The organism is Ruegeria sp. AK4 (genome assembly GCF_056541025.1).
Genome location: NZ_JBQFXS010000001.1, coordinates 788,110 through 814,551, shown reverse-complemented (window position 1 = coordinate 814,551; position 26,442 = coordinate 788,110). Strand labels below are relative to the sequence as shown.

At 59.7% G+C, this 26,442-nt stretch carries 25 protein-coding genes and 1 tRNA gene; 18 read left to right on the top strand and 8 right to left on the bottom strand.

From position 1 onward, the window contains the following. Nucleotides 1-123 precede the first annotated feature (123 nt). The 3 genes from alaS to ACR0EZ_RS03800 all read left to right on the top strand — a co-directional run bounded on the left by alaS (nucleotide 124) and on the right by ACR0EZ_RS03800 (nucleotide 4,068). A complete protein-coding gene (alaS, locus tag ACR0EZ_RS03810) occupies nucleotides 124-2,796 on the top strand; it encodes an alanine--tRNA ligase (RefSeq protein ID WP_480611037.1) in 2,673 nt (890 codons plus the stop codon). Between the two features lies 1 nt (nucleotide 2,797). Continuing rightward, entirely contained in the window at nucleotides 2,798-3,085 is a 288-nt protein-coding gene (locus tag ACR0EZ_RS03805; RefSeq protein ID WP_480611034.1) for a DUF1330 domain-containing protein, read from the top strand. Between the two features lie 371 nt (nucleotides 3,086-3,456). Continuing rightward, on the top strand, nucleotides 3,457-4,068 hold the full coding sequence (locus tag ACR0EZ_RS03800) for a transglutaminase-like cysteine peptidase (protein WP_480611031.1): 612 nt from the start codon (nucleotides 3,457-3,459) through the stop codon (nucleotides 4,066-4,068). 122 nt (nucleotides 4,069-4,190) lie between these two features. Here ACR0EZ_RS03800 and ACR0EZ_RS03795 read toward each other — a convergent pair whose 3' ends face one another. The 5 genes from ACR0EZ_RS03795 to ACR0EZ_RS03775 form a co-directional block, all read right to left on the bottom strand. After that, nucleotides 4,191-4,919, bottom strand: coding sequence for a hypothetical protein (locus ACR0EZ_RS03795; protein WP_480611028.1), 729 nt, complete (start codon nucleotides 4,917-4,919; stop codon nucleotides 4,191-4,193). Between the two features lie 219 nt (nucleotides 4,920-5,138). Then, entirely contained in the window at nucleotides 5,139-6,956 is a 1,818-nt protein-coding gene (gene typA / locus ACR0EZ_RS03790) for a translational GTPase TypA (RefSeq protein WP_480611025.1), read from the bottom strand. Between the two features lie 426 nt (nucleotides 6,957-7,382). Continuing rightward, the gene (locus ACR0EZ_RS03785; RefSeq protein WP_480611023.1) at nucleotides 7,383-8,546 is read right to left on the bottom strand and encodes an HD domain-containing protein; all 1,164 of its coding nucleotides are present in this window, start codon (nucleotides 8,544-8,546) and stop codon (nucleotides 7,383-7,385) included. Continuing rightward, complete coding sequence (locus tag ACR0EZ_RS03780) at nucleotides 8,543-8,788, bottom strand: hypothetical protein (RefSeq protein ID WP_480611021.1); 246 nt, start codon at nucleotides 8,786-8,788, stop codon at nucleotides 8,543-8,545. Before ACR0EZ_RS03780 ends, ACR0EZ_RS03785 begins: the two co-directional genes overlap by 4 nt. After that, on the bottom strand, nucleotides 8,788-9,441 hold the full coding sequence (locus tag ACR0EZ_RS03775; RefSeq protein WP_480611019.1) for an alpha/beta hydrolase: 654 nt from the start codon (nucleotides 9,439-9,441) through the stop codon (nucleotides 8,788-8,790). Before ACR0EZ_RS03775 ends, ACR0EZ_RS03780 begins: the two co-directional genes overlap by 1 nt. Before the next feature lie 178 nt (nucleotides 9,442-9,619). On the opposite strand from ACR0EZ_RS03775, the gene iscR reads away from it, so the two are divergent. From iscR to ACR0EZ_RS03725, 10 genes are all read left to right on the top strand, one after another. Further along, complete coding sequence (gene iscR / locus ACR0EZ_RS03770) at nucleotides 9,620-10,078, top strand: Fe-S cluster assembly transcriptional regulator IscR (protein WP_480611017.1); 459 nt, start codon at nucleotides 9,620-9,622, stop codon at nucleotides 10,076-10,078. 48 nt (nucleotides 10,079-10,126) lie between these two features. Next, nucleotides 10,127-11,170 (top strand): cysteine desulfurase family protein, encoded by a 1,044-nt coding sequence (locus tag ACR0EZ_RS03765; RefSeq protein WP_480611015.1) that lies wholly within the window; start codon nucleotides 10,127-10,129, stop codon nucleotides 11,168-11,170. An 18-nt stretch (nucleotides 11,171-11,188) separates the two neighbouring features. Then, a complete protein-coding gene (sufB, locus tag ACR0EZ_RS03760) occupies nucleotides 11,189-12,709 on the top strand; it encodes a Fe-S cluster assembly protein SufB (protein WP_480611012.1) in 1,521 nt (506 codons plus the stop codon). A gap of 205 nt (nucleotides 12,710-12,914) precedes the next feature. After that, a complete protein-coding gene (locus ACR0EZ_RS03755; protein ID WP_480611009.1) occupies nucleotides 12,915-13,400 on the top strand; it encodes a hypothetical protein in 486 nt (161 codons plus the stop codon). 189 nt (nucleotides 13,401-13,589) lie between these two features. Then, nucleotides 13,590-14,345 (top strand): Fe-S cluster assembly ATPase SufC, encoded by a 756-nt coding sequence (sufC, locus tag ACR0EZ_RS03750; RefSeq protein ID WP_480611006.1) that lies wholly within the window; start codon nucleotides 13,590-13,592, stop codon nucleotides 14,343-14,345. Then, the gene (sufD, locus tag ACR0EZ_RS03745; RefSeq protein ID WP_480611003.1) at nucleotides 14,345-15,625 is read left to right on the top strand and encodes a Fe-S cluster assembly protein SufD; all 1,281 of its coding nucleotides are present in this window, start codon (nucleotides 14,345-14,347) and stop codon (nucleotides 15,623-15,625) included. Before sufC ends, sufD begins: the two co-directional genes overlap by 1 nt. Further along, nucleotides 15,625-16,110 carry a YIP1 family protein gene (locus ACR0EZ_RS03740; RefSeq protein ID WP_480611000.1) on the top strand — a complete coding sequence of 162 codons (486 nt, stop codon included), beginning with the start codon at nucleotides 15,625-15,627 and terminating at the stop codon, nucleotides 16,108-16,110. The genes sufD and ACR0EZ_RS03740 overlap by 1 nt, the downstream gene beginning before the upstream one ends. After that, a complete protein-coding gene (locus tag ACR0EZ_RS03735) occupies nucleotides 16,107-16,709 on the top strand; it encodes a YIP1 family protein (RefSeq protein WP_480610997.1) in 603 nt (200 codons plus the stop codon). Before ACR0EZ_RS03740 ends, ACR0EZ_RS03735 begins: the two co-directional genes overlap by 4 nt. Before the next feature lie 11 nt (nucleotides 16,710-16,720). Further along, nucleotides 16,721-17,941: a cysteine desulfurase gene (locus ACR0EZ_RS03730; protein WP_480610994.1), complete on the top strand. Its 1,221-nt coding sequence runs from the start codon at nucleotides 16,721-16,723 to the stop codon at nucleotides 17,939-17,941. Between the two features lie 88 nt (nucleotides 17,942-18,029). Further along, nucleotides 18,030-18,106: transfer RNA gene (locus tag ACR0EZ_RS03725), tRNA-Arg, on the top strand. 152 nt (nucleotides 18,107-18,258) lie between these two features. On the opposite strand, the gene mepK is transcribed toward ACR0EZ_RS03725, so the two are convergent. Continuing rightward, on the bottom strand, nucleotides 18,259-18,828 hold the full coding sequence (gene mepK, locus ACR0EZ_RS03720) for a peptidoglycan L,D-endopeptidase MepK (RefSeq protein WP_480610991.1): 570 nt from the start codon (nucleotides 18,826-18,828) through the stop codon (nucleotides 18,259-18,261). A 353-nt stretch (nucleotides 18,829-19,181) separates the two neighbouring features. On the opposite strand from mepK, the gene ACR0EZ_RS03715 reads away from it, so the two are divergent. The 4 genes from ACR0EZ_RS03715 to ACR0EZ_RS03700 are packed head-to-tail and all read left to right on the top strand — an operon-like array spanning nucleotide 19,182 to nucleotide 23,423. Continuing rightward, nucleotides 19,182-20,789, top strand: coding sequence for a L,D-transpeptidase family protein (locus tag ACR0EZ_RS03715; protein WP_480610988.1), 1,608 nt, complete (start codon nucleotides 19,182-19,184; stop codon nucleotides 20,787-20,789). A 34-nt stretch (nucleotides 20,790-20,823) separates the two neighbouring features. Further along, on the top strand, nucleotides 20,824-21,915 hold the full coding sequence (gene lpxD / locus ACR0EZ_RS03710) for a UDP-3-O-(3-hydroxymyristoyl)glucosamine N-acyltransferase (RefSeq protein ID WP_480610985.1): 1,092 nt from the start codon (nucleotides 20,824-20,826) through the stop codon (nucleotides 21,913-21,915). A gap of 32 nt (nucleotides 21,916-21,947) precedes the next feature. Beyond that, nucleotides 21,948-22,205 carry an acyl carrier protein gene (locus ACR0EZ_RS03705; RefSeq protein WP_170748843.1) on the top strand — a complete coding sequence of 86 codons (258 nt, stop codon included), beginning with the start codon at nucleotides 21,948-21,950 and terminating at the stop codon, nucleotides 22,203-22,205. Nucleotides 22,206-22,214: 9 nt separating this feature from the next. Further along, nucleotides 22,215-23,423, top strand: coding sequence for a beta-ketoacyl-[acyl-carrier-protein] synthase family protein (locus ACR0EZ_RS03700; RefSeq protein ID WP_480610982.1), 1,209 nt, complete (start codon nucleotides 22,215-22,217; stop codon nucleotides 23,421-23,423). Between the two features lie 48 nt (nucleotides 23,424-23,471). Here ACR0EZ_RS03700 and ACR0EZ_RS03695 read toward each other — a convergent pair whose 3' ends face one another. Next, nucleotides 23,472-24,068 carry an invasion associated locus B family protein gene (locus ACR0EZ_RS03695; RefSeq protein WP_480610979.1) on the bottom strand — a complete coding sequence of 199 codons (597 nt, stop codon included), beginning with the start codon at nucleotides 24,066-24,068 and terminating at the stop codon, nucleotides 23,472-23,474. A 431-nt stretch (nucleotides 24,069-24,499) separates the two neighbouring features. On the opposite strand from ACR0EZ_RS03695, the gene ACR0EZ_RS03690 reads away from it, so the two are divergent. After that, complete coding sequence (locus ACR0EZ_RS03690) at nucleotides 24,500-26,047, top strand: helicase HerA-like domain-containing protein (protein ID WP_480610977.1); 1,548 nt, start codon at nucleotides 24,500-24,502, stop codon at nucleotides 26,045-26,047. Between the two features lie 22 nt (nucleotides 26,048-26,069). On the opposite strand, the gene ACR0EZ_RS03685 is transcribed toward ACR0EZ_RS03690, so the two are convergent. Beyond that, nucleotides 26,070-26,321 carry a hypothetical protein gene (locus ACR0EZ_RS03685; RefSeq protein ID WP_480610974.1) on the bottom strand — a complete coding sequence of 84 codons (252 nt, stop codon included), beginning with the start codon at nucleotides 26,319-26,321 and terminating at the stop codon, nucleotides 26,070-26,072. Between the last annotated feature and the right edge of the window lie 121 nt (nucleotides 26,322-26,442).

The window sequence follows — 26,442 nt, the reverse complement described above, 5'->3', positions numbered from 1 at the left end:
TACTGGAACAGGGCGGTCCATCGGGGCCGCCTTGTTTCGTTTCGGGCGCGTGGGCTGTGGACAGTCTGCGGGCGCGGGGCTAAACCTTTGCAGACCCGAATGATTGCGCGCCGAGAGAGCCCCATGCCCACGCTGAACGATATCCGATCAACCTTTCTGAACTACTATGCAAAACAGGGGCATGAGGTTGTGGCGTCCAGCCCTCTGGTGCCGCGCAACGACCCGACGCTGATGTTCGTGAACTCGGGCATGGTGCAGTTCAAAAACCTGTTTACTGGTGTCGAGACCCGCGATTATCAGCGCGCCACAACGGCCCAGAAATGTGTGCGCGCGGGCGGCAAGCATAATGACCTCGACAATGTCGGCTATACCGCGCGGCATCATACGTTTTTCGAGATGTTGGGAAACTTCTCGTTCGGGGATTATTTCAAGCCCGAAGCCATTCCTTTCGCGTGGGAACTGATCACCAAGGAATTCGGAATCGACAAAAATCGCCTGCTGACAACGGTTTACCATACCGATGATGAGGCGTTCGAGATCTGGAAGAAGGTCGGCGTGCCCGAGGACCGGATCATTCGGATCGCCACCAGTGACAACTTCTGGCAGATGGGCCCCACCGGCCCGTGTGGGCCGTGCACTGAGATTTTCTATGATCACGGCGATCACATCTGGGGCGGCCCTCCGGGCTCGGCCGAGGAAGACGGCGACCGGTTTATCGAAATCTGGAACATCGTTTTCATGCAGAACGAGCAGTTCGAGGACGGCTCGATGGTGGAACTCGACATGCAGTCGATCGACACAGGCATGGGGCTGGAACGGATCGGGGCCTTGCTGCAGGGCAGCCACGACAACTATGACACCGATTTGTTCAAGACGCTGATCGAGGCGTCGGCGGACGCGACAGGCGTCGATCCCTATGGCGACCAGAACGTGCACCACCGCGTGATTGCGGATCACCTGCGTTCGACCTCGTTCCTGATTGCCGACGGGGTTATGCCCTCGAACGACGGGCGCGGTTACGTGCTGCGCCGGATCATGCGCCGCGCCATGCGTCACGCGCATCTGCTTGGCGCGAAGGACCCGGTGATGCACCGGCTGGTGCCCTCGCTGGTGCAATTGATGGGTGCGCAGTATTCCGAACTGGGGCAGGCACAGGCGCTGATCGAAGAAACGCTGCTGCTGGAAGAAACCCGGTTCAAGCAGACCCTCGACCGCGGTCTCAAGCTGCTGGATGATGAAGTCGCAAGCCTGCCGGACGGCGCGGCCTTGCCTGGGGATGCAGCGTTCAAGCTTTACGACACCTACGGCTTCCCGCTGGACCTGACGCAAGACGCGTTGCGTGAAAAGGGCCGTACCGTGGATACCGATGGTTTTGACGCGGCGATGGCCGAACAAAAAGCCAAGGCCCGCGCGGCCTGGGCCGGTTCCGGTGAGGCCGCTGATCAGGCTGTTTGGTTTGACGTGCTGGACACTGCCGGGGCCACGGATTTCCTTGGCTACGACACCGAGAAGGCCGAGGGGCAGGTTGCCGCTCTGGTCGTCGATGGCGCTCTGGTCGATAAGATCGAACAGGGGGGCAGCGGCTGGGTCGTCGTGAACCAGACCCCGTTCTATGGCGAGGCCGGGGGGCAGGTTGGTGACTCGGGTGAGATTCGTAGGGTGGAAGAGCGCGACGATGTCGCCCGCGTGGAAGACACGAAGAAGTTCGCGGACGGAAAAGTCTACGCCCACAAAGTGACGGTGGATCAGGGCGCGTTGTCGAAGGGCGATGCGGTCGAGCTTGAGGTCGACCACGCGCGGCGCACGGCGATCCGCTCTAACCACTCGGCCACGCACCTTCTGCACGAGGCCCTGCGCGAGACGCTGGGTGATCACGTGGCACAGCGCGGTTCATTGAACGCCGAGGATCGTTTGCGGTTCGACTTCAGCCATTCAAAGGCGCTGACTCTGGACGAGGTGCACAAGGTCGAACGGCAGGTCAATGAGTTCATCCGGCAGAACTCGACCGTCGAAACCCGGATCATGACCCCGGACGACGCCCGCGCGCTGGGGGCGCAGGCGCTGTTTGGTGAGAAATACGGCGATGAGGTGCGCGTTGTGTCGATGGGCAAGGCACCCACCGGCAAGGGGCAGGATGGCGAAACGTGGTCGATTGAGCTGTGCGGCGGGACACATGTGCGCCAGACCGGCGATATCGGCACCTTTGTCGTGCTTGGCGACAGCGCCAGCAGCGCAGGCGTTCGGCGCATCGAGGCGCTGACCGGGGACGACGCGTTCCAATATCTGTCGGCGCAGGATCACCGTCTGGCGCAAATCGCGCTGGAGCTGAAAGCCCAGCCCGGCGACGTGGTTGGCCGGGTGAAGGCGCTGATTGATGAGCGGAAGTCGCTGCAAAACGAAGTCGCTCAGTTGCGTCGCGATCTGGCGATGGCCGGCGGAGCGGGGCAGGGCAACGGGGCCGAAGCGCAGGACGTGAACGGTGTCAAATTCCTCGCGCAGGCGCTGACAGGTGTATCGGGCAAGGATTTGCCTGCCCTGATCGACGAACACAAATCCCGTCTGGGATCGGGTGCTGTTCTGCTGATTGCGGATACCGGCGGCAAGGCCGCCGTTGCCGCTGGGGTCACGGGCGATCTGACCGACAGGATTTCTGCGGTTGATCTGGTCAAGGCCGCCGTTGTGGAACTGGGCGGCAAGGGCGGCGGCGGACGCCCTGACATGGCGCAAGGCGGCGGTCGGGATGCGGCCAACGCGGATGCGGCCATCAAAGCCGCCGAACAGGTTTTGGGAGGATAAAGTGGCGGCACTTTGGATTGCACATGTCACGGTGACAGATACCGAGGCATACGGAAAATACGCCGAACTGGCAGGACCGGCGATCGCCAATCACGGCGGTGAGTTCATTGCCCGCGCGGCGCGCTACGTTCAACTGGAAGGCAAGGAAAGGCCGCGCAATGTGGTTGCGCGGTTTCCCTCCCTCGAGGCTGCGGTCGAGTGCTACAACTCGGCCGAGTATCAGGCAGCGCTTGATCACGCCCGGGGCGCAAGTGAGCGCGAATTGGTGGTCGTTGAAATCACCGAGTGAGAATCGGTTTTCGGTTCTTCGGCCTGCGTTTTCGGCTAAATGGCCTGCTTGTAAGCGAATTTCGGCTCACTACTTTTCTGGCTCGTCTGGCGCAGGCCAGTGGTGTCGGGTTGTGAGTAAAGTTTCAAAATTGTCATAACTTCTATGCACTTGGCGTGGGGGCTGTTCATCTGCCTTCGCGTCAATTATGGCGCCCCCGTCTAAATTCTTGCGCGAAATGGTCTAAGAAAATGACGAGTTTCCGCCTTTTTTCGCCGCCAATCTGAGCGGGCATTGCGTGAGCAGAGCGATTTGCGGTTAAAGTCCAGAAAGCCGTAAACATGTTCAGTTTGATCGCGATTGCTCGGACAAACTTGGATTGAGGTGCAGGGATGAAATTTTGGGCAGGTCAATTCGGTGCCGCTGGTAAGCGGTTTGCGATCAAGCTGGGGCTTTCCGCCCTTGTGGTTGGCGCGCTGTTTGCTACCCCCCAGGCACACGCTTCAGAAGGCGCATTTATTCCCAGTGTCGCTGCTTCGTCTCCGCCATCGGGCGCGCGGGATTTGTGCCGGCAATATAGTTGGGCATGTTCCTCCAAACGGTCCGTGAAGCTTTCGAGCCAGCAGGAGATGAACATCGTCAAAAACGTTAACCGCCGGGTCAATGCAACAACCCGCGCGATTACGGATCAATCCCAGTACAGAACACAAGAGCGGTGGGCGTTGCCTACGTCACTGGGCGGGGATTGCGAAGATTTTGCCTTGCTGAAGAAAAGGGATCTGATCAAGGCGGGGATCGACCCCAACAAACTTCTGATCGCCACCGTTCTGGATACAAGCCGCACTCCGCACGCTGTTTTGGTGTATCGCTCGGCCAGAGGGGATCTGGTGTTGGATAACCTGACGAACCGAATCAAACCCTGGTCCTCGACCCGCTACCTGTTTTTGCGCATGCAGGACCCGAATCAACCCCGTCGCTGGGTTGGGGTTTACGGAAGAAGCTGACTGCGGACCTGCAGAAAACCAGATTTTTAAGTTAGAACCGGCGCCAGTCATGTTGCGCCGGTTCTTTGTTTTTGTGATGTCTAGAGCTTGGTGATTTTCGAAATCACGGGCCCGGCTTCAGGTCAGATGTCGTGGTCGCCGTCACCATCACCATCACCATCTCCATCACCGTCGCCATCTCCATCACCGTCGCCATCGCCTGGTCCGTCGTTGTCACCCGGTCCGTCGTTGTCACCCGGTCCGTCGTTGTCGCCCGGTCCGTCGTTGTCACCCGGTCCGTCGTTGTCACCCGGTCCGTCGTTGTCACCCGGTCCGTCGTTGTCACCCGGTCCGTCGTTGTCGCCCGGTCCGTCGTTGTCGCCCGGTCCGTCGTTGTCGCCCGGTCCGTCGTCATCACCGGGTCCACCGTTGTCGCCGGGTCCACCGGTATCACCCGGTCCGCCGGTGTCGCCTTCATCGGCTGGGCCGTCTCCGGTTCTCGTGTCGGTGAAGCCTGTCGATTCGGTCGCAAAGTCGGATATCACGTCCGCCAGCGGAGAGCATTCTGCGCCGAGCCGCGCGATGATCCTGTCAAAGTCGTTGCGGCGCTGCAGGTAGCGGATCATCCCGGATGTGACAGCGTCGCATTCGCACAGAACCTGAGTCGATGCACCGGACTGACGCGCGGTTTTGATATCGCATACCCCTGCCGCAAAAGCTCCTCCGGCGGGAGATAAAAGGAAAGTGGTAGCCGCAAAAAACAGCGGCAATTTGCGTGATTGGATGCCCATGTCGAACTCCTCGGCACTTGTTAACTCTTTCACGTCGAACTTATGCACCACACAACTATCGGTGTTTATGAACAACGTCACACTTACGCCGCAAATACACCTTTTTGTAGTCAGATTTACAAGACTGCCAGAGGATGCATCGATTAGAATTAATCTTACTTAAAGTTGAAACGATAACGAAAACAGAAAGAAGGCCTGCCGTTGGGGCAGGCCTTCGCAAATTCACAATATCGAAACCCGAAGCAAAGATGCCACACAGCATCTATTGTTTCCGACGCGAACAGCCGGATCGGGTCAAAATCAGGCGGATCTTGCCATGCGTTTGCGCTCATGCGGATCCAAAAAGCGCTTGCGCAGGCGTACCGCGTTGGGGGTCACCTCGACCAGCTCGTCGTCATCGATATAGGCGATGGCTTCTTCCAGCGAGAACTGAACGTGAGGTGTCAGGCGAACCGCGTCGTCCGAGCCGTTTGCGCGCACGTTCGTCAGCTTCTTGCCTTTCAGCGGGTTCACTTCCAGATCGTTGTCGCGCGAGTGCTCGCCGATCACCATGCCCTGATAGACATCAGCCTGAGGGCCAACGAACATGCGGCCACGCTCTTCCAGATTCCACAGCGCATAAGCCACGGCCTGACCTTTTTCCATCGAGATCAGAACGCCCGCGCGGCGTCCCGGGATCGGGCCTTTATGCGCGGCCCAACCGTGGAATACGCGGTTCAGAACGCCGGTGCCGCGGGTGTCGGTCAGGAACTCTCCGTGATAGCCGATCAGCCCACGCGACGGCACATGGGCGATGATGCGGGTCTTGCCGACACCGGCGGGGCGCATTTCGACCAGCTCGCCTTTGCGCGCGCCGGTGACTTTTTCGATCACAGCGCCCGAGAATTCGTCGTCCACGTCGATGGTGACTTCTTCGACCGGTTCCAGTCGCTGACCATCTTCTTCACGGAACAGAACCTGTGGGCGCGAGATGCTGAGCTCGAACCCTTCGCGGCGCATGTTCTCGATCAGAACGCCCATCTGCAGTTCGCCACGACCCGCGACCTCGAAGGCTTCGCCGCCGGGGGTGTCGCTGATGCGGATGGCGACGTTCGACTCGGCCTCTTTCATCAGCCGGTCGCGGATCACGCGCGACTGGACCTTTTTGCCATCCCGACCGGCCAAAGGTGAATCGTTGATGCCGAAGGTCACGGTGATGGTCGGCGGGTCGATGGGCTGGGCGGGCAGGGCCTCATCGACCTGCGGCGAGACCAGCGAATCCGCCACGGTCGCCTTGCTCATGCCTGCGATGGTGACAATGTCACCGGCTTCGGCCACGTCGATAGGCTGCTGCGCCAGACCACGGAAGGCCAGGATTTTCGAGGCGCGGAAGTTTTCGATCAGCGTGCCATCGCGGGACAGCGCCTTGAGGCTGTCGCCCGCCTTCAGCGTGCCGCTTTCCACGCGACCGGTCAGAATGCGGCCGATGAACGGATCGCTGCCCAGCGTGGTGGCCAGCATGCGGAAGGGTTCGTCTTTCTTGTCGGCCTGTTTCGGGGCCGGGACGTGATCGACGATCAGGTCGAACAGCGCGGTCAGGTCCTTGCGCGGCCCGTCCAGTTCCATATCCGCCCAGCCCGAGCGGCCCGAGGCGTACATGGAAGGGAAGTCCAGCTGGTCGTCATCGGCACCGAGGTTGGCGAACAGGTCGAAGCATTCGTCCAGCGCGCGGTCGGGCTCGGCATCGGGTTTGTCCACCTTGTTCAGCACAACGATGGGGCGCAGACCCAGCGCCAGCGCCTTGGAGGTCACGAATTTGGTCTGCGGCATCGGGCCTTCGGCAGCGTCGACCAGCAAAACCACACCATCGACCATCGACAGGATACGCTCGACCTCACCACCGAAATCGGCGTGGCCGGGGGTGTCGACGATGTTGATCCGGGTGCCCTTCCACTCGACCGATGTGGCCTTGGCAAGGATGGTGATGCCGCGTTCGCGCTCCAGATCGTTGCTGTCCATGGCGCGTTCAGCCACGGCCTGATTTTCCCGGAACGCGCCGGATTGTTTGAGCAGTTCATCGACCAGAGTCGTCTTGCCGTGGTCCACGTGAGCGATGATTGCGATATTGCGCAGGTCCATGAGAGGTCAGCCTTTGAACGGGAAGTTGCCGCGCGCATAACGCGGCGCGGCGGAATATGCCAGCCCTAACCTTTGGTCCGCGTCGTGCGGCCTGAAAAAACCGGCCAATGTGGTGGATGCGGGCTCGATTCCGGGCGGCAGGGGCGCAGGTCAGGATTACCTGACTATGGATTGCTGCAGAATGGTGTAGCATGCAGCCCATATTTATTGATTTGTTGGTGAGTATTTTCTGATGACGACATTTGCGAAGTCCGTCATTTTTGCTTCGGCATTGATAGCGGCGCTAGGGTGGCTTGCAGGCGGGGGGTCCGTCGATAGTGATGCAGCCAATCTGAGTGAACAGTCTGATGGTAGCGTGATTTAAGCGTCGTTCAGCTTGTAGCAGGGGGAAAGGGGCCTTTTTCGGCTCCTTTTTCTTTGCTGTGGTTAATCTGCTGATCCCACCACCGCCGAAAAATGGTCGGCCAATTGTGGTTGAAGCCAGCGCCAAAGCGCGGGCGCGCCTTTCTCGATGGCTGGCCTGACCCGGGATTCGATCTGCGCATAGGTGACGTTGTAATCCACCCAGGACCCGCCGCCGTTTTCCAGATTGGCGATTGGGGTTTGGAACCGGTCTACCGCCTTGGCAAATCGGGCGTCATGGCTCTCGGCTGCTTCGAACTCGCGCCAAAGATCGGCGAAGGCCGCGCCTTGGGGCAAGGGGAGCAATCCGAACAGGCGCGCGGCGGCGGCCTCTTCCTTGGCGGCCTGCGCGGCGTGGTCCACCTGCCCGTGGATCGGGTGATCTCCGGCGTCGATTTCGACAATGTCGTGCAGCAGGAGCATCTGCAGAACGCGGTCGATCCGGACGTTGTCGTCGGCATGCTCGCCCAGAACCCAGGCATAGAGCATGATGTGCCAGGAATGCTCGGCCGAGTTCTCGAACCGGTCACTGGCTATATTGCGAGAGCCGCGCAGAACAGATTTCAACTGATCGGCCTCGGTCAGCAGAGGCAGCCTTTGCGTGAATGCATTGTTCACAGGCGTATGGCCCGACAGAAGGTCCAGCGCATGTTGATGCGCCAAGGGGAATGCATCGACCAAATAGGCCGCGCGCCCACCGGCCAGATTGGCGCGGACCACGTCCACATGGTCTGGCCGGGGCTGCGATGCGCAGAGAACCTGAAACATCGGCTGGCTACGGTCGAGAATTTTGGCGAAGCGGGCGTCGGGTGTCTGGTCGGCTTCGAACTCGGTCCACAGGGCCAGAAACTCGGCGGCCTGATCCTGTGGCAGCAGGCCGAATAGTTCATGCGCAGCGGAGTGTTCCGCCTTTGCGAGGGCCTGCCAGTCGGTTTTTTCGTGGATTGGGTGATCGCCGACGATAATCTCGACCAGATCATGCAGCAGCAGCATCCGGATCACGCGGTCGATTAATACGTCCGGGCCGGCCAGCGGCGCCAGAACCAGCGCCCATAACGCCAGATGCCAGCTGTGTTCGGCGGAGTTTTCAGGGCGCGACTGGTCGAGCAGGACATTTGCCCGCTCAACCGTTTTCAATGCATCGGCCCGTTTCAGGAAAGCGATTTGCGCCGACAGCCGGTCGGTCATTGCTTTTCGATCGCCTTCAGCCGCTCGCGATGTGCGGACAGCCGTTTGATGACGAACTGGCGGGCCTTGCGTTCCGCCAGACGCACGCGGATTTCGGTCAGAAACGCCTCTTCCAGCGATTGCGACGCCGCGCCCAGAACCTCGCCGACCTCGACAAAGAACCGGTCTTCACCGGTCTCATCCATGACCTTCATCGTGTCCTCGGCCAGCTTGGCCGCAAGGTTCGTGATCGTGTCGGACATCAGCGCGTTGTCTCGGTCAGGCGGCGCTTCACATAATCGCTGACATCGGTGATCAGCGTGTCCATGTGGCGGTCCTGGAAGAAGTGATCGGCACCCTCGACCTCATTATGAGTGATGGTGATGCCCTTCTGCTCGTGCAGTTTGTTGACCAGCGAGGTGGTGTCGGCGGGCGGCGCTACGCGGTCCGACGACCCGTTGATGATCAGACCGGACGAGGGGCACGGGGCCAGAAACGAAAAGTCGTACATATTGGCGGGTGGCGACACGCTGATGAAGCCGGTGATTTCCGGGCGGCGCATCAGCAACTGCATGCCGATCCACGCGCCGAACGAAAACCCTGCGACCCAGCAGTGTTTCGAGTTGTTGTTCATCGACTGCAGGTAATCCAGCGCCGATGCCGCATCGCTCAGCTCACCGACGCCTTGATCGTATTCGCCCTGGCTGCGGCCCACACCGCGGAAGTTGAAGCGCAACACGGTGAAACCCATGTTGTAGAACGCGTAGTGCAGGTTATAGACCACCTTGTTGTTCATGGTCCCGCCGAACTGGGGATGCGGGTGCAGCACGATGGCGATCGGTGCGTCTTTTTCCTTTTGCGGGTGGTAGCGGCCTTCTAGGCGGCCTTCGGGTCCGGGAAAAATCACCTCGGGCATGTGTGCTTTGGTCCTGTCTTTTTCGTGCGGGTGCCCGGATATACTTGACGATAATCGTCGGACACCTTAGAACGGTTCTAATTATCTTGCTCAGCGCTATATCGCTGCCCGTCGGAGATACGCACTGGCGGCGGCGGCGTCAATGATTTCACGCGGATCTGGCTAAGAGGACGGGAATATGAAGCTTTCGACCAAGGGTCGTTACGCCATGGTTGCCTTGGCCGATATTGCGCTGCAGCCGTCGGACCGGCTGGTGACGCTGGGTGAAATCTCGGAACGTCAGGATATTTCGCTGCCCTACCTGGAACAGTTGTTCGTCAAACTGCGCCGGGCCGAGCTTGTGTCCTCGGTGCGCGGTCCGGGCGGGGGCTACCGGCTTGCGCGTCCGGCGTCAGAGATTCGCGTGGTCGAGGTGTTGGCTGCGGTCGATGAAACCGTTGATGCGCTGCAAAAGGGCGCGGGGGCTTCGGGGGCGTCCTCGGGCAGCCGGGCGCAATCGCTGACAAACAGGTTGTGGGAAGGCCTGAGCGCCCATGTCTACGTGTTCCTGCACCAGACAAGACTTTCTGACGTGATCAAGAATGACCTGGCTCCGTGCCCGGCTGTGCCCAGCCTGTTTTCAATCGTTGATGACTGAGATGAGGGTCCGATCCGCGATGAATCGCAGCGAGAAAAAGATGCATCCATGAAACGTGTTTATCTGGATCATAACGCAACAACGCCCCTGCGGCCCGAGGCGCGCGACGCGATGATCGCGGCGATGGATGTGTGTGGAAACCCATCCTCGGTCCATGCCGAAGGGCGTGCGGCCAAGGCGTTGGTGGAACGCGCGCGGGCGCAGGTGGCGGCGGCCTTTGGTGCAGATGGGGCGGATATCGTTTTCACATCCGGATCGACAGAAGGCGCTGCGCTGACGTTGGGCGGGCGTGATCTGCATGGCGCTGCAATTGAACATGATGCGGTAAGGGCTTGGATAAATGAGGACTTGCCCGTTTCCAATGCGGGTATGGTCGCGGTTCAAAATCCCGCGCGATCCACGCTGCAACTGGCAAATTCGGAAACGGGTATCGTGCAATCCCTGCCGTCGGGTCTGGCGGTGACGGATGCAACGCAGGCGTTCGGAAAGCTGCCCGTTGCGTTCAACTGGCTGGATACGCAGATGGCGCTGATTTCGGCCCACAAGCTGGGTGGTCCCAAGGGGGTCGGTGCTGTTGTGATGAAGCGAGGCACCGATCTTGCCGCCCAGATCAAGGGTGGCGGGCAAGAGATGGGGCGCAGGTCCGGCACGGAAAATGTGTTTGGAATAGCGGGTTTCGGTGCTGCAGCTGAAGCGGCGGCACGCGATCTGGCGAACGGTGTCTGGGCGCAGGTTGAAGAATTTAGAAATATTCTAGAAAACGCTCTTGAGGCTGCGATAAAATCACCTATTTTTGTCGGAAAAGGTCAGGAGTGCCTACCGAACACGCTCTGCTTTGCCTCGCCCGGCTGGAAGGGTGAAACGCAGGTGATGCAGATGGATTTGTCGGGTTTTGCGGTCAGTGCGGGCTCTGCCTGTTCCAGCGGCAAGGTTCGCGCCAGCGCGGTATTGACTGCAATGGGATATGATGAGGTGACAGCAGCCAGCGCAATCCGCGTGTCGCTGGGCCCTCGGACAACGAAAGAAGATGTGCTGCGTTTCGCCGAAACGTGGCTTGAGAAAGAGAAAAAGCATCGCGCGCGGGCCGCGTGATCTGACGGAGGGTAAAAGATGGCCGCTTTGGACCAGACCCAGGTGAAAGAGGGTGTCGATCAGGAAACCGTGGATGCGGTGCGCGAGGTCGGGACTTATAAATACGGCTGGGACACGGATATCGAGATGGAATACGCGCCCAAGGGCGTGAACCCCGATATCGTGCGGTTGATTTCCGAGAAAAACGAAGAGCCCGAGTGGATGACCGAATGGCGTCTGTCGGCCTTCGAGCGCTGGACCAAGATGGACGAGCCGAAATGGGCGATGGTTCACTATCCGCCAATCGACTTTCAGGACCAGTATTATTATGCGCGCCCCAAGTCGATGGAGGAAAAGCCCAAATCGCTGGATGAGGTCGATCCCAAGCTGCTGGCCACATACGAAAAGCTGGGTATCCCCCTGAAAGAACAGATGATTCTGGCTGGTGTCGAAGGGGCTGAGAATATGCCCGCCGAAGGCCGCAAGGTCGCTGTGGACGCGGTGTTCGACTCGGTATCCGTAGGCACGACCTTTCAGGATGAGCTGGCAAAGCACGGTGTCATCTTCTGTTCGATCTCCGAAGCGATCAAAGAGCATCCTGAGTTGGTAAAGAAATACCTCGGCACCGTTGTTCCGGTCTCGGACAATTTCTATGCCACGCTGAACTCGGCTGTCTTCTCGGACGGGTCTTTCGTCTACATCCCGCCGGGCGTCCGTTGCCCGATGGAACTGAGCACTTATTTCCGTATCAACGCGGAAAACACGGGTCAGTTCGAGCGTACTCTGATCATTGCCGACAAAGGCTCGTACGTATCCTACCTTGAGGGTTGCACCGCACCCCAGCGGGATACGGCGCAGTTGCACGCCGCCGTTGTTGAGATCATCGTCGAAGAAGACGCCGAGGTGAAATACTCGACCGTCCAGAACTGGTTCCCTGGGGATGAGAACGGCAAAGGTGGCATCTATAACTTCGTGACCAAGCGCGCCGATTGCCGGGGCGACCGGTCCAAGGTGATGTGGACGCAGGTCGAAACCGGTTCAGCCGTGACGTGGAAATACCCGTCCTGCATCTTGCGCGGCAATGAAAGCCAGGGCGAGTTTTACTCGATTGCGATCACCAACAACATGCAGCAAGCCGACACCGGCACCAAGATGGTTCATCTGGGCAAGAACACCAAGTCGCGCATCGTCTCCAAGGGCATCAGCGCGGGCAAGGCGCAGAACACCTATCGCGGTCTGGTCTCGATGCACCCCAAGGCCAAGGACAGCCGCAACTACACCCAATGCGACAGCTTGCTGATCGGTGACAAATGCGGCGCGCACACGGTTCCGTATATCGAGGTCAAGAACAACTCGTCCCGTGTTGAGCATGAGGCGACGACCTCGAAAGTGGACGACGATCAACTGTTCTACTGCCGCCAGCGGGGCATGGATGAGGAAGAGGCCGTGGCGCTGGTTGTCAACGGATTCTGCAAGGACGTGCTGCAGGCCCTGCCGATGGAATTTGCCATGGAAGCGCAGCAATTGGTAGCGATTAGCCTAGAAGGATCAGTGGGTTAACACGCCATGTTGCAGCTTTGGACCAATCCCCAGGTTGCGCCGTTTGTGGCGTTGCGTTCAGCGGGTGTATGCCTGTCGGTTCTGCATTGGATCGGGGTGCGACATGTAGGCTGGTATCATCCTGAGATTGTGAATTGCTCGTCCCACTCTCGCTTGCTAAGCAGGCCAGAGCAGCAAATCAGAACGAGCGGTAACAGCGTCGATGATGGAAGAGCAGAAGTCGGGTTTTCAGGCGCGTGTCGAGCGCATCAATGCCCGGGCCGAAGAGGCCGCGAAACACCGGCCAAACAAGGCGTGCGGGCCAAGCCTGTGGCGGCGTCTGGCCTATCCGGCGGGCTTCGTCGCAGCGTTTCTTCTGGGCGTGGGGGCGATATTCCTGTTGCGCTATGTTCAGTTGCAGATGGTCGGCGTTCCCGGCGATGCCAAGGGAAGCACGCAGGATGTTGTCGGGCTGGCTTTGGCTGGCGGCGCGGTCTTCCTTATTTCAAACATGCTGAAAGGCGGGCAGAAAGAGTTTGCCAGCACCAGCACGTTGGCGATGCTGTTAACAACATTCACGTTTCACAACACCGTATGGGCCTATCCGGATCTCTTCGAGCGGGTCTACGGGCCGGATTGGGTGGACGCGGTGCAGGATCACACGCCTGCATCAAGCATTCGGTTCTTCAACAACGTGATCGAGTTCGACTGACCGAACGACAACTCATCGATACAGCCGGACGGGCACCCAAATGTGGTGCGCGGACGCATGGCAATCAGCCAAATCAACGGGTGCTCAACTGCGCGGCCTCATGTCCTTTCGACGTGTGGGGCGCTGGGAATTCTGACGCGACAAGGACACAGCCATCTGCGTGATGGCATTGGTATAGACGAGGTAAAAATGCTGGAAATCAAGAACCTGCACGTTCAGCTTGAAGAAGAAGACAAGCAGATCCTGAAAGGTGTGGACCTGACGGTTGAGGCCGGCAAGGTGCATGCGATCATGGGGCCGAACGGCTCGGGCAAGTCGACCCTCAGCTATGTGCTGTCGGGCCGCGACGGCTATGAAGTCACCGAAGGCTCGGCCACGCTGGACGGCGAAGACCTGCTTGAGATGGAGCCGGAAGAGCGCGCGGCGGCTGGTGTTTTCCTTGCCTTCCAGTATCCGGTTGAAATTCCGGGCGTCGGCAACATGACCTTCCTGCGCACCGCCGTGAACGCCCAGCGCAAGGCACGCGGAGAAGAGGAACTTTCGGCGGCAGACTTCCTGAAAGAGGTTCGCGCCAAGGCCAAGACGCTGAAGATCGATGCCGATATGCTGAAGCGTCCGGTTAATGTGGGCTTTTCGGGCGGTGAGAAAAAGCGCAACGAAATCCTGCAGATGGCCATGCTGGAGCCAAAGATGTGCATCATGGACGAGACCGACTCGGGCCTCGACGTGGATGCGATGAAGCTGGTGGCCGAAGGTGTGAACGCTCTGCGCGACGAAGGGCGCGGGTTCCTGGTGATCACGCACTATCAGCGTCTGCTGGATCACATCAAACCCGACGTCGTGCACATCATGGCAGACGGCCGTATCGTCAAATCCGGCGGTCCCGAACTGGCGCTGGAAGTTGAACATAACGGTTACGCCGACATTCTGGCCGAGGTGAACTGATGGCTTTGCCGCAAACAAAACAGACCGCAACCGAGGCGCGGCTGGCGTCCTTGACCATGCCCGATCCGGGCTGCACCAAAGCGGCGCGCGAGGGCGCTTTGGCCCGCGTGCGCGAGATGGGATTGCCCGGTCGCCGTGACGAATACTGGAAATACACCCAGCCCGACACGCTGATCTCGCCCGATGCGCCGAATGCGGCCTTGTTCAACGCAGGCGAGCCGATGGTGTTCAGCGACGTCGACCGCCTGAAAATCGTGTTCGTTGACGGTGTGTTCAGCCCCGAGCAATCTGACGATCTGAGCCTTGAAGGTGTAAAGATCGACCGGCTTGAGGATATCTGCTGCAAGGATATCCATTGGGCGAAAGACCTGTATGGCAAGCTGGAAGAGCGGGGCCAGACCCCGGTGCAGCGCCCGCTGGCTGCATTGAACACGGCCTATGCGACGGACGGGGCGGCGATCCATGTGACGGGCAAACCGTCCAAGCCGATCAACTTTATTTATCGCCACGAATCCGAAAGCTCGGATGCGATCCTGCACCATGTGGTGCGCGTGGAAAGCGACGCCGAGGTGACCATCCTCGAGACCGGTCCGGCGGCGTCGCGGTTCAACAAATGCATGGAAATCGACATTGCCGACAATGGCACGCTGCACCACGTTAGGGCACAGGGTCGCGATCACGAGCGGCGCGCGGTGACGCATATGTTTACGCGTCTGGGCAAGGAATCGACCTATAAATCCTTCACCCTGACGGCGAACGGTGTTCTGACACGCAACGAACAGGTCGTTGAACTGACCGGAGATGACGCGGTGGCCCATGTGGCTGGTGCCTGCGTTGGCGATGGTGATTTCCACCACGACGATACCGTTTTCGTCACCCATGACGCGGTGAATTGCGAAAGCCGTCAGGTCTTCAAGAAGGTTCTGCGCAACGGCGCGACGGGCGTGTTTCAGGGCAAGATTCTTGTGAAAGAAGGCGCGCAAAAGACCGACGGGTACCAGATCAGCCAATCACTGCTGCTGGATGACGACAGCCAGTTCCTGGCTAAGCCCGAGCTTGAGATCTATGCCGATGACGTTGCCTGCTCGCACGGGTCGACCTCGGGGGCGATTGACGAAACCGCGCTGTTCTATCTGCGGTCGCGCGGTGTGCCTGCGAAGGATGCCACCAACCTGCTGACGCTGGCCTTTCTGGCCGAGGCGGTGGACGAGATCGAAGACAGCGAACTGGCCGAAGAGATCGTGACCCGTCTGGAAGGCTGGTTGGCGCGTCACAGCTAATGCCTGTCACAACAGATATCGTGGCGACCTATCGGGGGCCGGGGCGCGTTGTGCGCCGGCTTCTTGATATGGGCCCGCGCGAAGACCGGGCGCTGGCCTTTGTGATGGCGTTCTGCGTGGTGGCTTTTGTTGCGCAGATGCCCAGCCTTGCGCGCCGCGCGCATTTGGAAGGTGTGGAGCTGAACATGCTGCTGGGCGGGGCCTTGCTGGGCTCTGTCTTTATCCTGCCGCTGTTGTTCTACTTTCTGGCGTTGCTGTCACATTGGGCCGCACGTCTGGTGGGTGGTCACGGGACCGCCTATGGCGCAAGGCTTGCCCTGTTCTGGGCTTTGCTGTCCTCGGCACCGCTGGTGTTGCTGAACGGTCTGGTCGCCGGTTTCATTGGTCCGGGGCCCGCCCTGACGCTGGTTGGTGCCGTATGGGTTGCCGTTTTTGTCTGGTTCTGGTTATCCGGTCTCAGACAAGTGCAGAGGTCTGCGGAATGAACATGGCTTTTCTGGTCAATCTGGCAGTGCTGACCGTTACAACCCCCGCCGAGGCCGCGCGCCGCCTGCTGGCCTTGCACCCGGGGCGCGAGGTTTTGTGGCTGGCCTTCTTTCTGGCCGTTGTGCTCAACGGGCTTGTTCAACTGGGCATTGACTTTTTTGTAACGATACCCAGCGCCGAACGGCTGGCAGAGACTGCGGCCCTGCCGAATGCTGAACAACTGACCGCACCAGAGCCTATTCCTCTGGTGCTGGTGAAATCCGCCGGGGCAATGATGCTGAGCATCTTTGCCTTTCTCTATGTCGGGCGGTTTCTGGGCGGTTCAGGTACGTTTGATGGCGTCATGGTGCTGACGATCTGGCTGCAATACATGCAGATTGCGGCGCTGCTGATCTCGCTTGTTGTCAGCATTGCGTTGCCGGTCATGATGGTGATGCTGGTTTTGGCAACCGCGCTGCTGAGCCTTTACATCACGCTGCATTTCCTCAACGAGGCGCATCAGTTCGGGTCGCTGCTAAAGTCCTTTGGCGTGATCCTGCTGTCGGCCCTCGTCGCGGTTCCATTTGTCCTCATGTTGACCCCAAGCGGGCCCGTCTAGGAAAAACGCCAATGTACGATGTGCAGAAAATTCGCTCCGATTTTCCGATCCTGTCGCGGCAGGTCAACGGCAAACCGCTGACCTATCTGGACAACGGCGCCTCGGCGCAGAAACCGCAGGTGGTGATCGACGCCGTGACCCGCGCCTATGCCGAGGAATATTCGAACGTCCATCGCGGGTTGCACTACCTGTCAAACCTCGCGACCGAGAAATACGAGGCCGTGCGCGGCACGATCGCGCGGTTCCTTGGCGCGGCGGATGAGGATGAGATCGTCCTGAATTCCGGCACGACCGAGGGCATCAATCTGGTCGCCTATGGCTGGGCCATGCCACGGCTCGAGGCCGGGGATGAAATCGTTCTGAGTGTCATGGAACATCACGCCAACATCGTGCCCTGGCACTTCCTGCGCGAACGTCAGGGTGTTGTTCTGAAATGGGTCGATGTGGGTGCCGATGGCGGGCTGGACCCGCAGGCGGTTATCGATGCGATTGGCCCGAAAACCAGGCTGGTTGCCGTCACCCAATGTTCGAACGTGCTGGGCACGGTGGTGGACGTCAAGGCGATCACCCAGGGCGCGCATGCAAAGGGCGTACCGGTTCTGGTGGATGGCAGCCAGGGGGCCGTTCATATGCCGGTCGACGTGCAGGACATCGGCTGCGATTTCTACGCGATCACCGGGCACAAGCTGTACGGCCCCTCTGGCTCAGGCGCGATTTACATCAAATCCGAACGCATGGCCGAGATGCGCCCCTTTATCGGCGGCGGCGACATGATCAAAGAGGTCAGCAAGGATCAGGTCATCTATAACGACCCGCCGATGAAATTCGAGGCCGGCACTCCGGGCATTGTGCAAACCATCGGTCTGGGTGTCGCGCTGGACTACATGATGGGTCTGGGCATGGACAAAATCGCCGCGCACGAGGCTGGTCTGCGCGACTATGCGATGCAGCGGCTGACGGGGCTCAACTGGCTGCAGGTTCAGGGCACCCGACCGGACAAGGCTGCGATCTTCAGCTTCACGCTGGACGGGGCAGGGCACGCGCATGACGTATCGACCATTCTGGATAAGAAGGGTGTCGCCGTCCGCGCCGGTCACCACTGTGCCGGGCCCTTGATGGATCACCTTGGCGTGACTGCAACCTGTCGTGCGAGCTTTGGCCTGTATAACACTACGGATGAGGTCGATACCCTGGTCGAGGCGCTTGAACTGGCCCATGATCTGTTCGCCTGAACGAGGGTCGGCCGACCGCCAAAACCTTTGCGCTGCGGACAGATTTCCAGTTGCACCCGGATCGGATCAGGGTTAGCTAACGGCCAAGGCACCTGTAGCTCAGCTGGATAGAGCGCTGCCCTCCGAAGGCAGAGGCCAGAGGTTCGAATCCTCTCAGGTGCGCCACTTCTTGATCATCTCGGTTCCAGAGCGCGCTTTTTCTGCGTTGCCCGCGGCCAATTTGGTCTTGGGTGCATCGTCTCAAATAACAAAGGCGCCGACATCACAATGGATGACGACGCCGACGGCGCGGTCTTCGGTGAAAAGTGGTTTCTAACTTAGCCGCGCCAGGTGCGGATGACGCCGCAATCCATGTGGACGAAATTCGAACGGTAGTACTGGCCCACGCCACCTGCACGGCAAGACATGGCTGCTTTGGCCATCTGGGAAACCGAGCGGGACGCGAGGCGCAGATCAGCGGCCTGGCCCTGCATATGCAATGAATTGCGTGCCACGCGGCGGGATTTCGACCGCAACATCGCGTTCGTCTGGGGTGAGCGGTAGCCCGACAGCAGCATATATGGCTCGTTCACGTCCAGAAGGTTGTGCGAGGCTGCCATGATGTCGATCGTGCGCAGATCCATGGACTTGACCTGATCGGTCCGCCAGTCGCGCATGAAGTGGTTCACCTCTTTGACGGCATCCTTGATGTACTTGCCATCCACCCAATAGATCATGTCAATCCGTTCGCCGGTGCGACCGGAATACATGCGGATACGGCGGATATCGCCACCGCCGCGAAGGAAACCTGCTGCATTGGAGAAAGTAGGTGCTGCGGCAACCGTCGTGGCCGCGAATGCGCCCAATAGGGCACGCCGGGTCAAGCCCGATGCACTGCTCTTGGTCATTTCTTGTCGTCCCGTACTGTTCCTGCCTGCACACGATGTTACGCGCGCTGTCTTAATTTTTTCCCATCCCAGATGGCAGTTTTATGGCACAATCGGATTCTGCGGCCAAGAAGTGTTTCATTTGCACCTTATCAAGGGGGAATTTTCGGCAGTTTTTTGCGCACGTGACGTAATATTGCACATTTCTGAGCGACTGAGTCTTTTGTGCAACCGGTCCGATGCAAACGCGCATCATGCGTGGAAAGAAGCGTTTGAGTAAGGAGATTGTGAATAGACATTTGCACCGGTGAAAAACCATATTAATTTGGCGTATTTCCCATATGCGCAATATATTGAATAACCAAGGTCATCCCATGTTCTCAGTTCTTCGGACCAGTACCAGTATCCTGCTCACCTCATTCTTTGCGGTGACCGCCGCCGTGGCCAACACCTCAACCGAGGTCAAAACCGGTACGGCCTTTCAGATGGCCGTCGCCGAGGCAACACCAGCGTCATCGGGGATTGGCGAGTTCTACCGGACGAACGGATTTTCGCCGATCTGGGTTGGTGAGACGCAAGAACATGCGCAACGGCGCGCCGCCCTGATCAAGGCCCTGTCTGACGTTCAAATGCATGGGCTGCCCGCCGCGCGGTATGACGTGAAAGCGTTGATGGATCAGTTGGAGCAGGCGCGCTCGGTCCGGGATATGGGCGCGATCGAGGCCGAACTGAGCCGGGTTTTCGTGACATATGCCAGCGATGTGTTCTCGGGCACGCTGCGCCCGGCGCAGGTTGACGATGGTCTGGTGCGTACGGTCAAGCGGCGCAGTGCGGCGGATCATTTGCAGGGGCTGAATGCGCAGGGTGCGGGCTATTTTCAGTCACTGGCCCCGCAAACGCGCCAGTATCGCGCGCTGATGAAGCAGAAGATGGCGCTGGAAGCTTTGATCGAACAGGGCGGATGGGGGCCAGCCGTTCCGGTGGCCAAGCTGGAATATGGCGACACCGGGCCCAACGTGATCAAACTGCGCAACCGTCTGGTGACGATGGGCTACCTGAAGCCCACCGCCAGCCCGTCCTTCGATGACACCCTTCTAGCCGCCGTCCGCGCCTTTCAGACTGCGCACGGGCTGGAACCTGACGGCGTGGCGGGTCAGGGGACGATCACGGAACTCAATCGCTCGGTCTCGGACCGGCTCAAGGCCGTCTATGTCGCGCTGGAACGGGAACGCTGGTTGCCCCGCGAGCGCGGCCAACGGCATATCCTTGTCAATCAGGCCGATTTCTCGGCCAAGATTGTCGATGATGGTCTGGTGACATTCGAAACCCGCGCGGTGATCGGCAAGAACGTTCACGACCGCCGCAGCCCCGAGTTTTCGGATGAGATGGAGCATATGGTGATCAATCCAAGCTGGTATGTTCCACGCTCGATCATCACCAAGGAATATCTGCCGAAACTGCAGTCTGACCCCAACGCGGTCGGCCACATCCAGATCACCGACCGCAGCGGCCGTCAGGTGGACCGGGGCGCGGTGGACTTTACCCAGTTCACCCGCAGCAACTTCCCGTTTGCGATGCGCCAGCCGCCCAGCAAGAGCAACGCGCTGGGTCTGGTGAAGTTCATGTTCCCTAACAAGCACAACATCTATCTGCATGATACGCCTCATAAAAACCTGTTCGCGCGCGAGGTTCGGGCGTTCTCGCATGGCTGCATCCGCCTGTCGGACCCGTTTGGGTTCGCTTACGCGCTGCTGGCGAAGCAGGAGGAGAACCCAAAAGCGTTTTTCCATCGCGTCCTGAACACGGGGAAAGAGACCAAGGTGAATCTTGAACAGTCGGTGCCGGTGCATCTGATCTACCGCACGGCTTACATAGGCCCGAAAGGCGAAATCCAGTATCGCCGGGATGTTTATGACCGGGATCGCAAGATTTGGGAGGCCCTGCAAAAGGCGGGGGTGGCCCTGCCGGACGTTCAGGGGTAAGCACGGGGCAAATCCTGCCAAAAGGAAGCCCGTCATGCAGTTTACCGTTCAGCAAATCGCCGACAGTCTGGGGGCCGCGTGTCAGGGCGACACCGGCCTGACCATCATGCGGGCGGCTGAGCCCGGTGATGCGGGACCAACCGATCTGGCAATGGCGATGTCCCCGAAATATGCCGAAGCGCTGTCGGGCAGCAATGCGCGTGCGGCGGTCTTGTGGGAAGGCGCGGACTGGCAGGCGCTGGGTCTGCGCGCGGCGATATTTGTTGGGCGTCCGCGGATGGCGATGGCGGGGATCACCGCGATGCTGGACCGGGGGCAGGGGGTTGAGCCGGGCATTCACCCCTCGGCTGTGATTGATCCCACTGCTGAGATTGGCGCGGATGCCTCAATCGGACCGCTGACCGCTATTGGCGCGCGCGCGCGGATTGGCGCAGGCGCGGTTGTCGGAGCGCATTGCGTGATCGGTATGGATGCGGTTCTGGGTGAACAGGCGGTGCTGCGTGAGATGGTCAGCATTGGCGCGCGAGCGCAGATTGGCGATCGCTTTATTGCCCAGCCTGGCGCGCGGATTGGCGGCGACGGGTTCAGCTATGTCACGCCGGAAGTGTCGGGCGCGGAAAACGCGCGCAAGACTTTGGGCGATCAGGGCGATGCCAAGGCGCAAAGCTGGCTGCGCATCCATTCGCTGGGCGCGGTCGAAATCGGTGACGATGTTGAGGTCGGATCGAACTGCACCATCGACAACGGTACAATCCGCAACACGCGCATTGGTGACGGCTCGAAACTGGATAACCTTGTCCATGTGGGGCACAACACGCGGGTCGGGCGGGATTGCCTGCTGTGCGGGCAGACCGGCGTGTCCGGCTCGGTCGAGATCGGCAATAACGTGGTTTTGGGCGGCCAGACCGGCGTGGTCGACAATATCTTCATCGGCGATGGCGTGATCTCGGGCGGTGGCACCAAGATTCTGTCTAACGTCCCGGCAGGACGGGTGATTATGGGCTATCCCGGCATCAAGATGGAAACTCATACGGATGTGTATAAAGCGCAACGCCGCCTGCCGCGCATGGCCCGCGACGTTGAGGCACTGAAAAAGGCTGTTTTCAAACAGTCGCCGAGCGATTAAATCATCCTCAGATTGATAATCAGGGGATCGATATGAGCATCAGCGACCGCGTCATCGCGATCATTGCAGAGCAAGCCGTGCTGGAGCCATCGGATGTGACGCCCGAAAGCACCTTGGAGGATCTGGGTATCGACAGCCTGGGTCTGGTCGAAAGCATTTTCGCCATTGAGGAAGAGTTCGACATCTCGGTCCCGTTCAACGCCAACGAACCCGAGGCCAACGATTTCGACATCTCGAACGTGGCCGCGATCATTGCCGGGATCGAAAAGCTTGTGTCGGAAAAGGTCTGACAAACGGTTATGAAACGTGTTGTCATTACCGGTGCTGGCACCATCAACTCGCTGGGCCACTCGGTCCCCGACACCCTTGAAGCGATGCGCGAAGGTCGTTGCGGTATCTCGGAACTCGAATTTCGCGACGTTGACAGGCTGGCCATCAAAATTGGCGGACAGGTGCGCGGGTTCGAGGCTGAGGGGCGGTTCAACCGCCAGCAAATGTCGCTGTACGACCGGTTCACTCAGTTCACCCTGACCGCCGCCAAGGAAGCGATCGAACAGTCCGGCATCGAATTCCACGGCGAACTGGCCGCGCGGTCCGGCGTAGTGCTGGGCACTGCGGGCGGGGGTGTGTCGACCTGGGACGACAATTACAGGTCGGTCTACGAAGACGGCAAAAACCGCGTTCACCCCTTTGTCGTTCCCAAGCTTATGAACAACGCCGCGGCCAGCCATGTGTCGATGGAACACAACCTCAAGGGTCCGAGCTTCACGGTCTCGACCGCCTGTGCCTCATCCAACCACGCAATGGCGCAGGCATTTCAGATGGTCCGCAGCGGCGCAGCCCCTGCGATGATCACCGGCGGGTCCGAATCCATGCTGTGCTTCGGCGGCGTCAAGGCGTGGGAAGGGCTGCGCGTGATGTCCAAGGATGCCTGCCGCCCCTTCAGCGCCAACCGCAACGGTATGGTGCAGGGCGAAGGGGCCGGGATCTTTGTGTTCGAGGAATATGAACACGCCCGTGCGCGCGGCGCTGAGATTCTGTGCGAGCTCGTCGGGTTTGCGATGTCGTCGGATGCCTCGGACATCGTGATGCCCAGCAAGCAGGGCGCATCGCGCGCGATGTCGGGCGCGCTGGCGGATGCGAAGCTGAACGCGGGCGATGTCGGCTATATCAACGCGCACGGAACCGGTACTGCCGCCAACGACAAGACCGAATGTGCGGCGGTGGCGGATGTGTTCGGGCCGCACGCGGATGATCTGATGATCTCATCCACGAAATCCATGCATGGGCACCTGATCGGCGGCACCGGTGCAGTGGAACTGCTGGCCTGCATTATGGCACTGCGGGACGGGGTCATTGCCCCGACCATTGGCTACGAAGAGCCCGACCCGGAATGTGCGCTGGACGTGGTGCCAAACGAAGCACGCGAGGCCAAGGTGGATGTGGCCCTGAGCAACGCGTTCGCCTTTGGCGGGTTGAACGCGGTTCTGGCGCTGAAGCGGATTTAAGCGTTTCCGCCGCCACAGGGCCGTGGCGGCGAAATCAAAGCCAGTTTCTTAGTTCGTGTTGACAGCAAGACCGTCAAACCCGGCAGTAAAGCCGGACAGCGAAACATCCATCTCAAGCACCTGGTTCGGTGCGACGACCGGAACCAGCGAAATCACGGCGGTGCTTCCGGCTTTCATCGCGTCTATGTCGCCCTGGGTGAAGCCCAGTTGGGCCAAACAGCCCACAGGGTTGCAGTGGTGGTAATCGTACAGCTTGCGCGGCGCGCCATCGATCGACAGCGCCAGTTGCGCCTGCAGCAGCGTTTCCAGCGGAACGATGACAGTCGCGCCAGCAACGGCGGCGTTGCCTTCCGGCAGTTTCTGGATGGTGATTTCAGCGATGGGCTGCCCTTGCTGGCCGTTCAGCAACTGCCGCATTGCACAGGGATCAACATCGGCCTCGGTCTTGATGCACGAGATTTGCCAGTCGCCGGTCTCTTCCTTCACATATTGCTCGCCAAGACGCGGGCCGGTTTCACCCAGATCGAGCTGGGTGTCGCTTTCCGCTGCTGGAGTTTCGTTGGACGTTCCCGCCTCCTGCGCGCTGACCGCGCCGCCGATGAGGGCCGCCGCCACAATATTGAACGAGAGGAATTTCTTGATCATGCTTGCCTCGGGTGTAGTGATTGAGCTTTTTGTTTCCTCTAACACCCTTCAGGCCCGCTGTCAGTCACTAAGCGATGCGCGATTCTGAAAGTGAACGGATTCTTGCCACACCGTTTTGTCCGGCCACGAAAAAAGGGAGCTGGTGGAGCAGCTCCCTTTCAAATTGGTTCTCCCCGTCGGACTGGCCGACTTAGTTATGCGCAAACCCTACGGAAGGGGCGCACGGGGGTCAACAACAAACCTGAAATTTTAATGACACCATCAGGTTTACGTAAGAGTTGAACAAAAAAAGCCGTGCCCGAAGGCACGGCCAGTCGACAGGGAGGAAGTCTGCCCCCACGGCTTACACCGCGAAGGCAGCGAATGGACTATGGCAGTCAATGGTTAAGTTTGTATGCTGGTGCCGGATCGGTGGACATTAAGGCGGACATATGAGCGATAAGGTTTTTGTAGGTGGCGCGGGTCAGGACTATGCTGAGCCGCAGGGTCTTGCGCTGAAATATGCCAACCGTCACGGCCTGATTGCGGGGGCGACAGGAACGGGCAAGACGGTCACGCTGCAGATCCTTGCCGAGGGCTTTTCCGCAGCGGGCGTTCCGGTCTTTCTGTCTGACATCAAAGGCGACCTGTCCGGTCTGGCTTTGCCGGGCAGCGAAACCCATAAGCTGCATCAGGCGTTTAAGGACCGGGCCGCACGCATTGGCTTTGCGGATTTCGCTTATGCGGCCTGTCCGGTCACGTTCTGGGACCTGTTCGGCGAACAGGGGCATCCGGTGCGCACTACCGTGACCGAGATGGGCCCCTTGCTGCTGTCACGCCTGATGGAGCTCAGCGAGGCGCAGGAAGGCATTCTGAACATTGCGTTTCGCGTGGCCGATGAAGAGGGGATGCCGCTACTGGACCTCAAAGACCTGCAGGCCTTGTTGGTCTGGATCGGCGAGAACCGGGCGCAGTTGTCGCTGAGATACGGCAATGTCTCAACCGCGTCGATTGGCGCGATTCAGCGGCGTTTGCTGGTGCTGGAAAATCAGGGCGGGACAAAACTGTTCGGTGAACCGGCGCTGGATCTGGCCGATCTGATGCGTACGGATGAAAACGGGCGGGGAATGGTGAACATCCTTGCCTCGGACAAGCTGATGGGTGCGCCGCGCCTTTATGCGACTTTCCTGCTGTGGCTTCTGAGCGAGTTGTTCGAGGAACTGCCCGAGGTCGGCGACCCCGACAAACCCAAGCTGGTGTTCTTCTTTGACGAGGCGCATCTGCTGTTCGACGACGCGCCCAAGGTGCTTGTCGATAAGGTCGAACAGGTCGCGCGCCTGATCCGGTCCAAAGGCGTTGGCGTGTATTTCATCACCCAGAATCCGGCGGACATCCCCGAGGATATTCTGGGCCAGTTGGGCAACCGCGTCCAACACGCGCTGCGGGCGTTCACGGCCCGCGACCGAAAGAACCTGCGTCTGGCGGCGGAAACCTATCGCGAGAACCCTGCCTTTGACACCGAAGCCGCCATTCGCGAGGTTGGTGTCGGTGAGGCGGTTACGTCGATGCTGCAGAAAAAGGGCGTTCCGGGCGTGGTCGAGCGCACTTTGATTCGGCCACCGGGGTCTCAGTTGGGGCCGATTTCGGATGCCGAGCGGAAAGCCATTCTGCAAACCTCGCCCATGGCTGCGAAATACGACAAGACCGTTGATCGGAAGTCAGCGTTCGAAATCCTGCAGGCCCGTGCCGAAGCTGCCGCAAAACAGGCTGAGGCCGCCGAAGCCGAAGAGGTGCTGGATCTGCAGACACCAATGGAGCGTGAATATGCCTCGGCCCGCAGATATTCGGGCAGCCGTGTCGGGCGGTCCTCGGCCCGGCGCGTGCGCAGGAAGGATACGTTCGCTTCGGCGGTGGGAGAGGCGGTTATCAAAGAACTGAAAGGCACAACCGGTCGCCGGATCGTGCGCGGCATTCTGGGTGGGTTGTTTCGCAACCGGTGAATGCCGCCCGCTTGGGGCGCAGTCACCGGTTCAACTGGCGCCGACCCTCTTCCTGACAAACGGCATCCGCCTCGGCCACTGACATTTTGGTCGCGGGATAATCGATTGCCCGGTCCCAGATCACGCGGTCGGGTCGATAAAGCTGACAGGTGACAACGCCCTTGGCGGTCGGCACCTGTACCGGCGGGGTTTCCAGATCTTCGGGCGAAGGAACACAGCCCGTCAGGGCGACGGCGACCGGCAAAAGGATGGCGGTGATGAGTGGTTTTTTCATTGTGTTAACATCTACTCTAATAAATGAGCGTTCATGATCGTTACGGATCGGCCAGTTTCGTGTGAGCGAGCGCCGGACAGACCGCACCAAAACAACGGTGCGGTGTACCCGTTTATGCAAA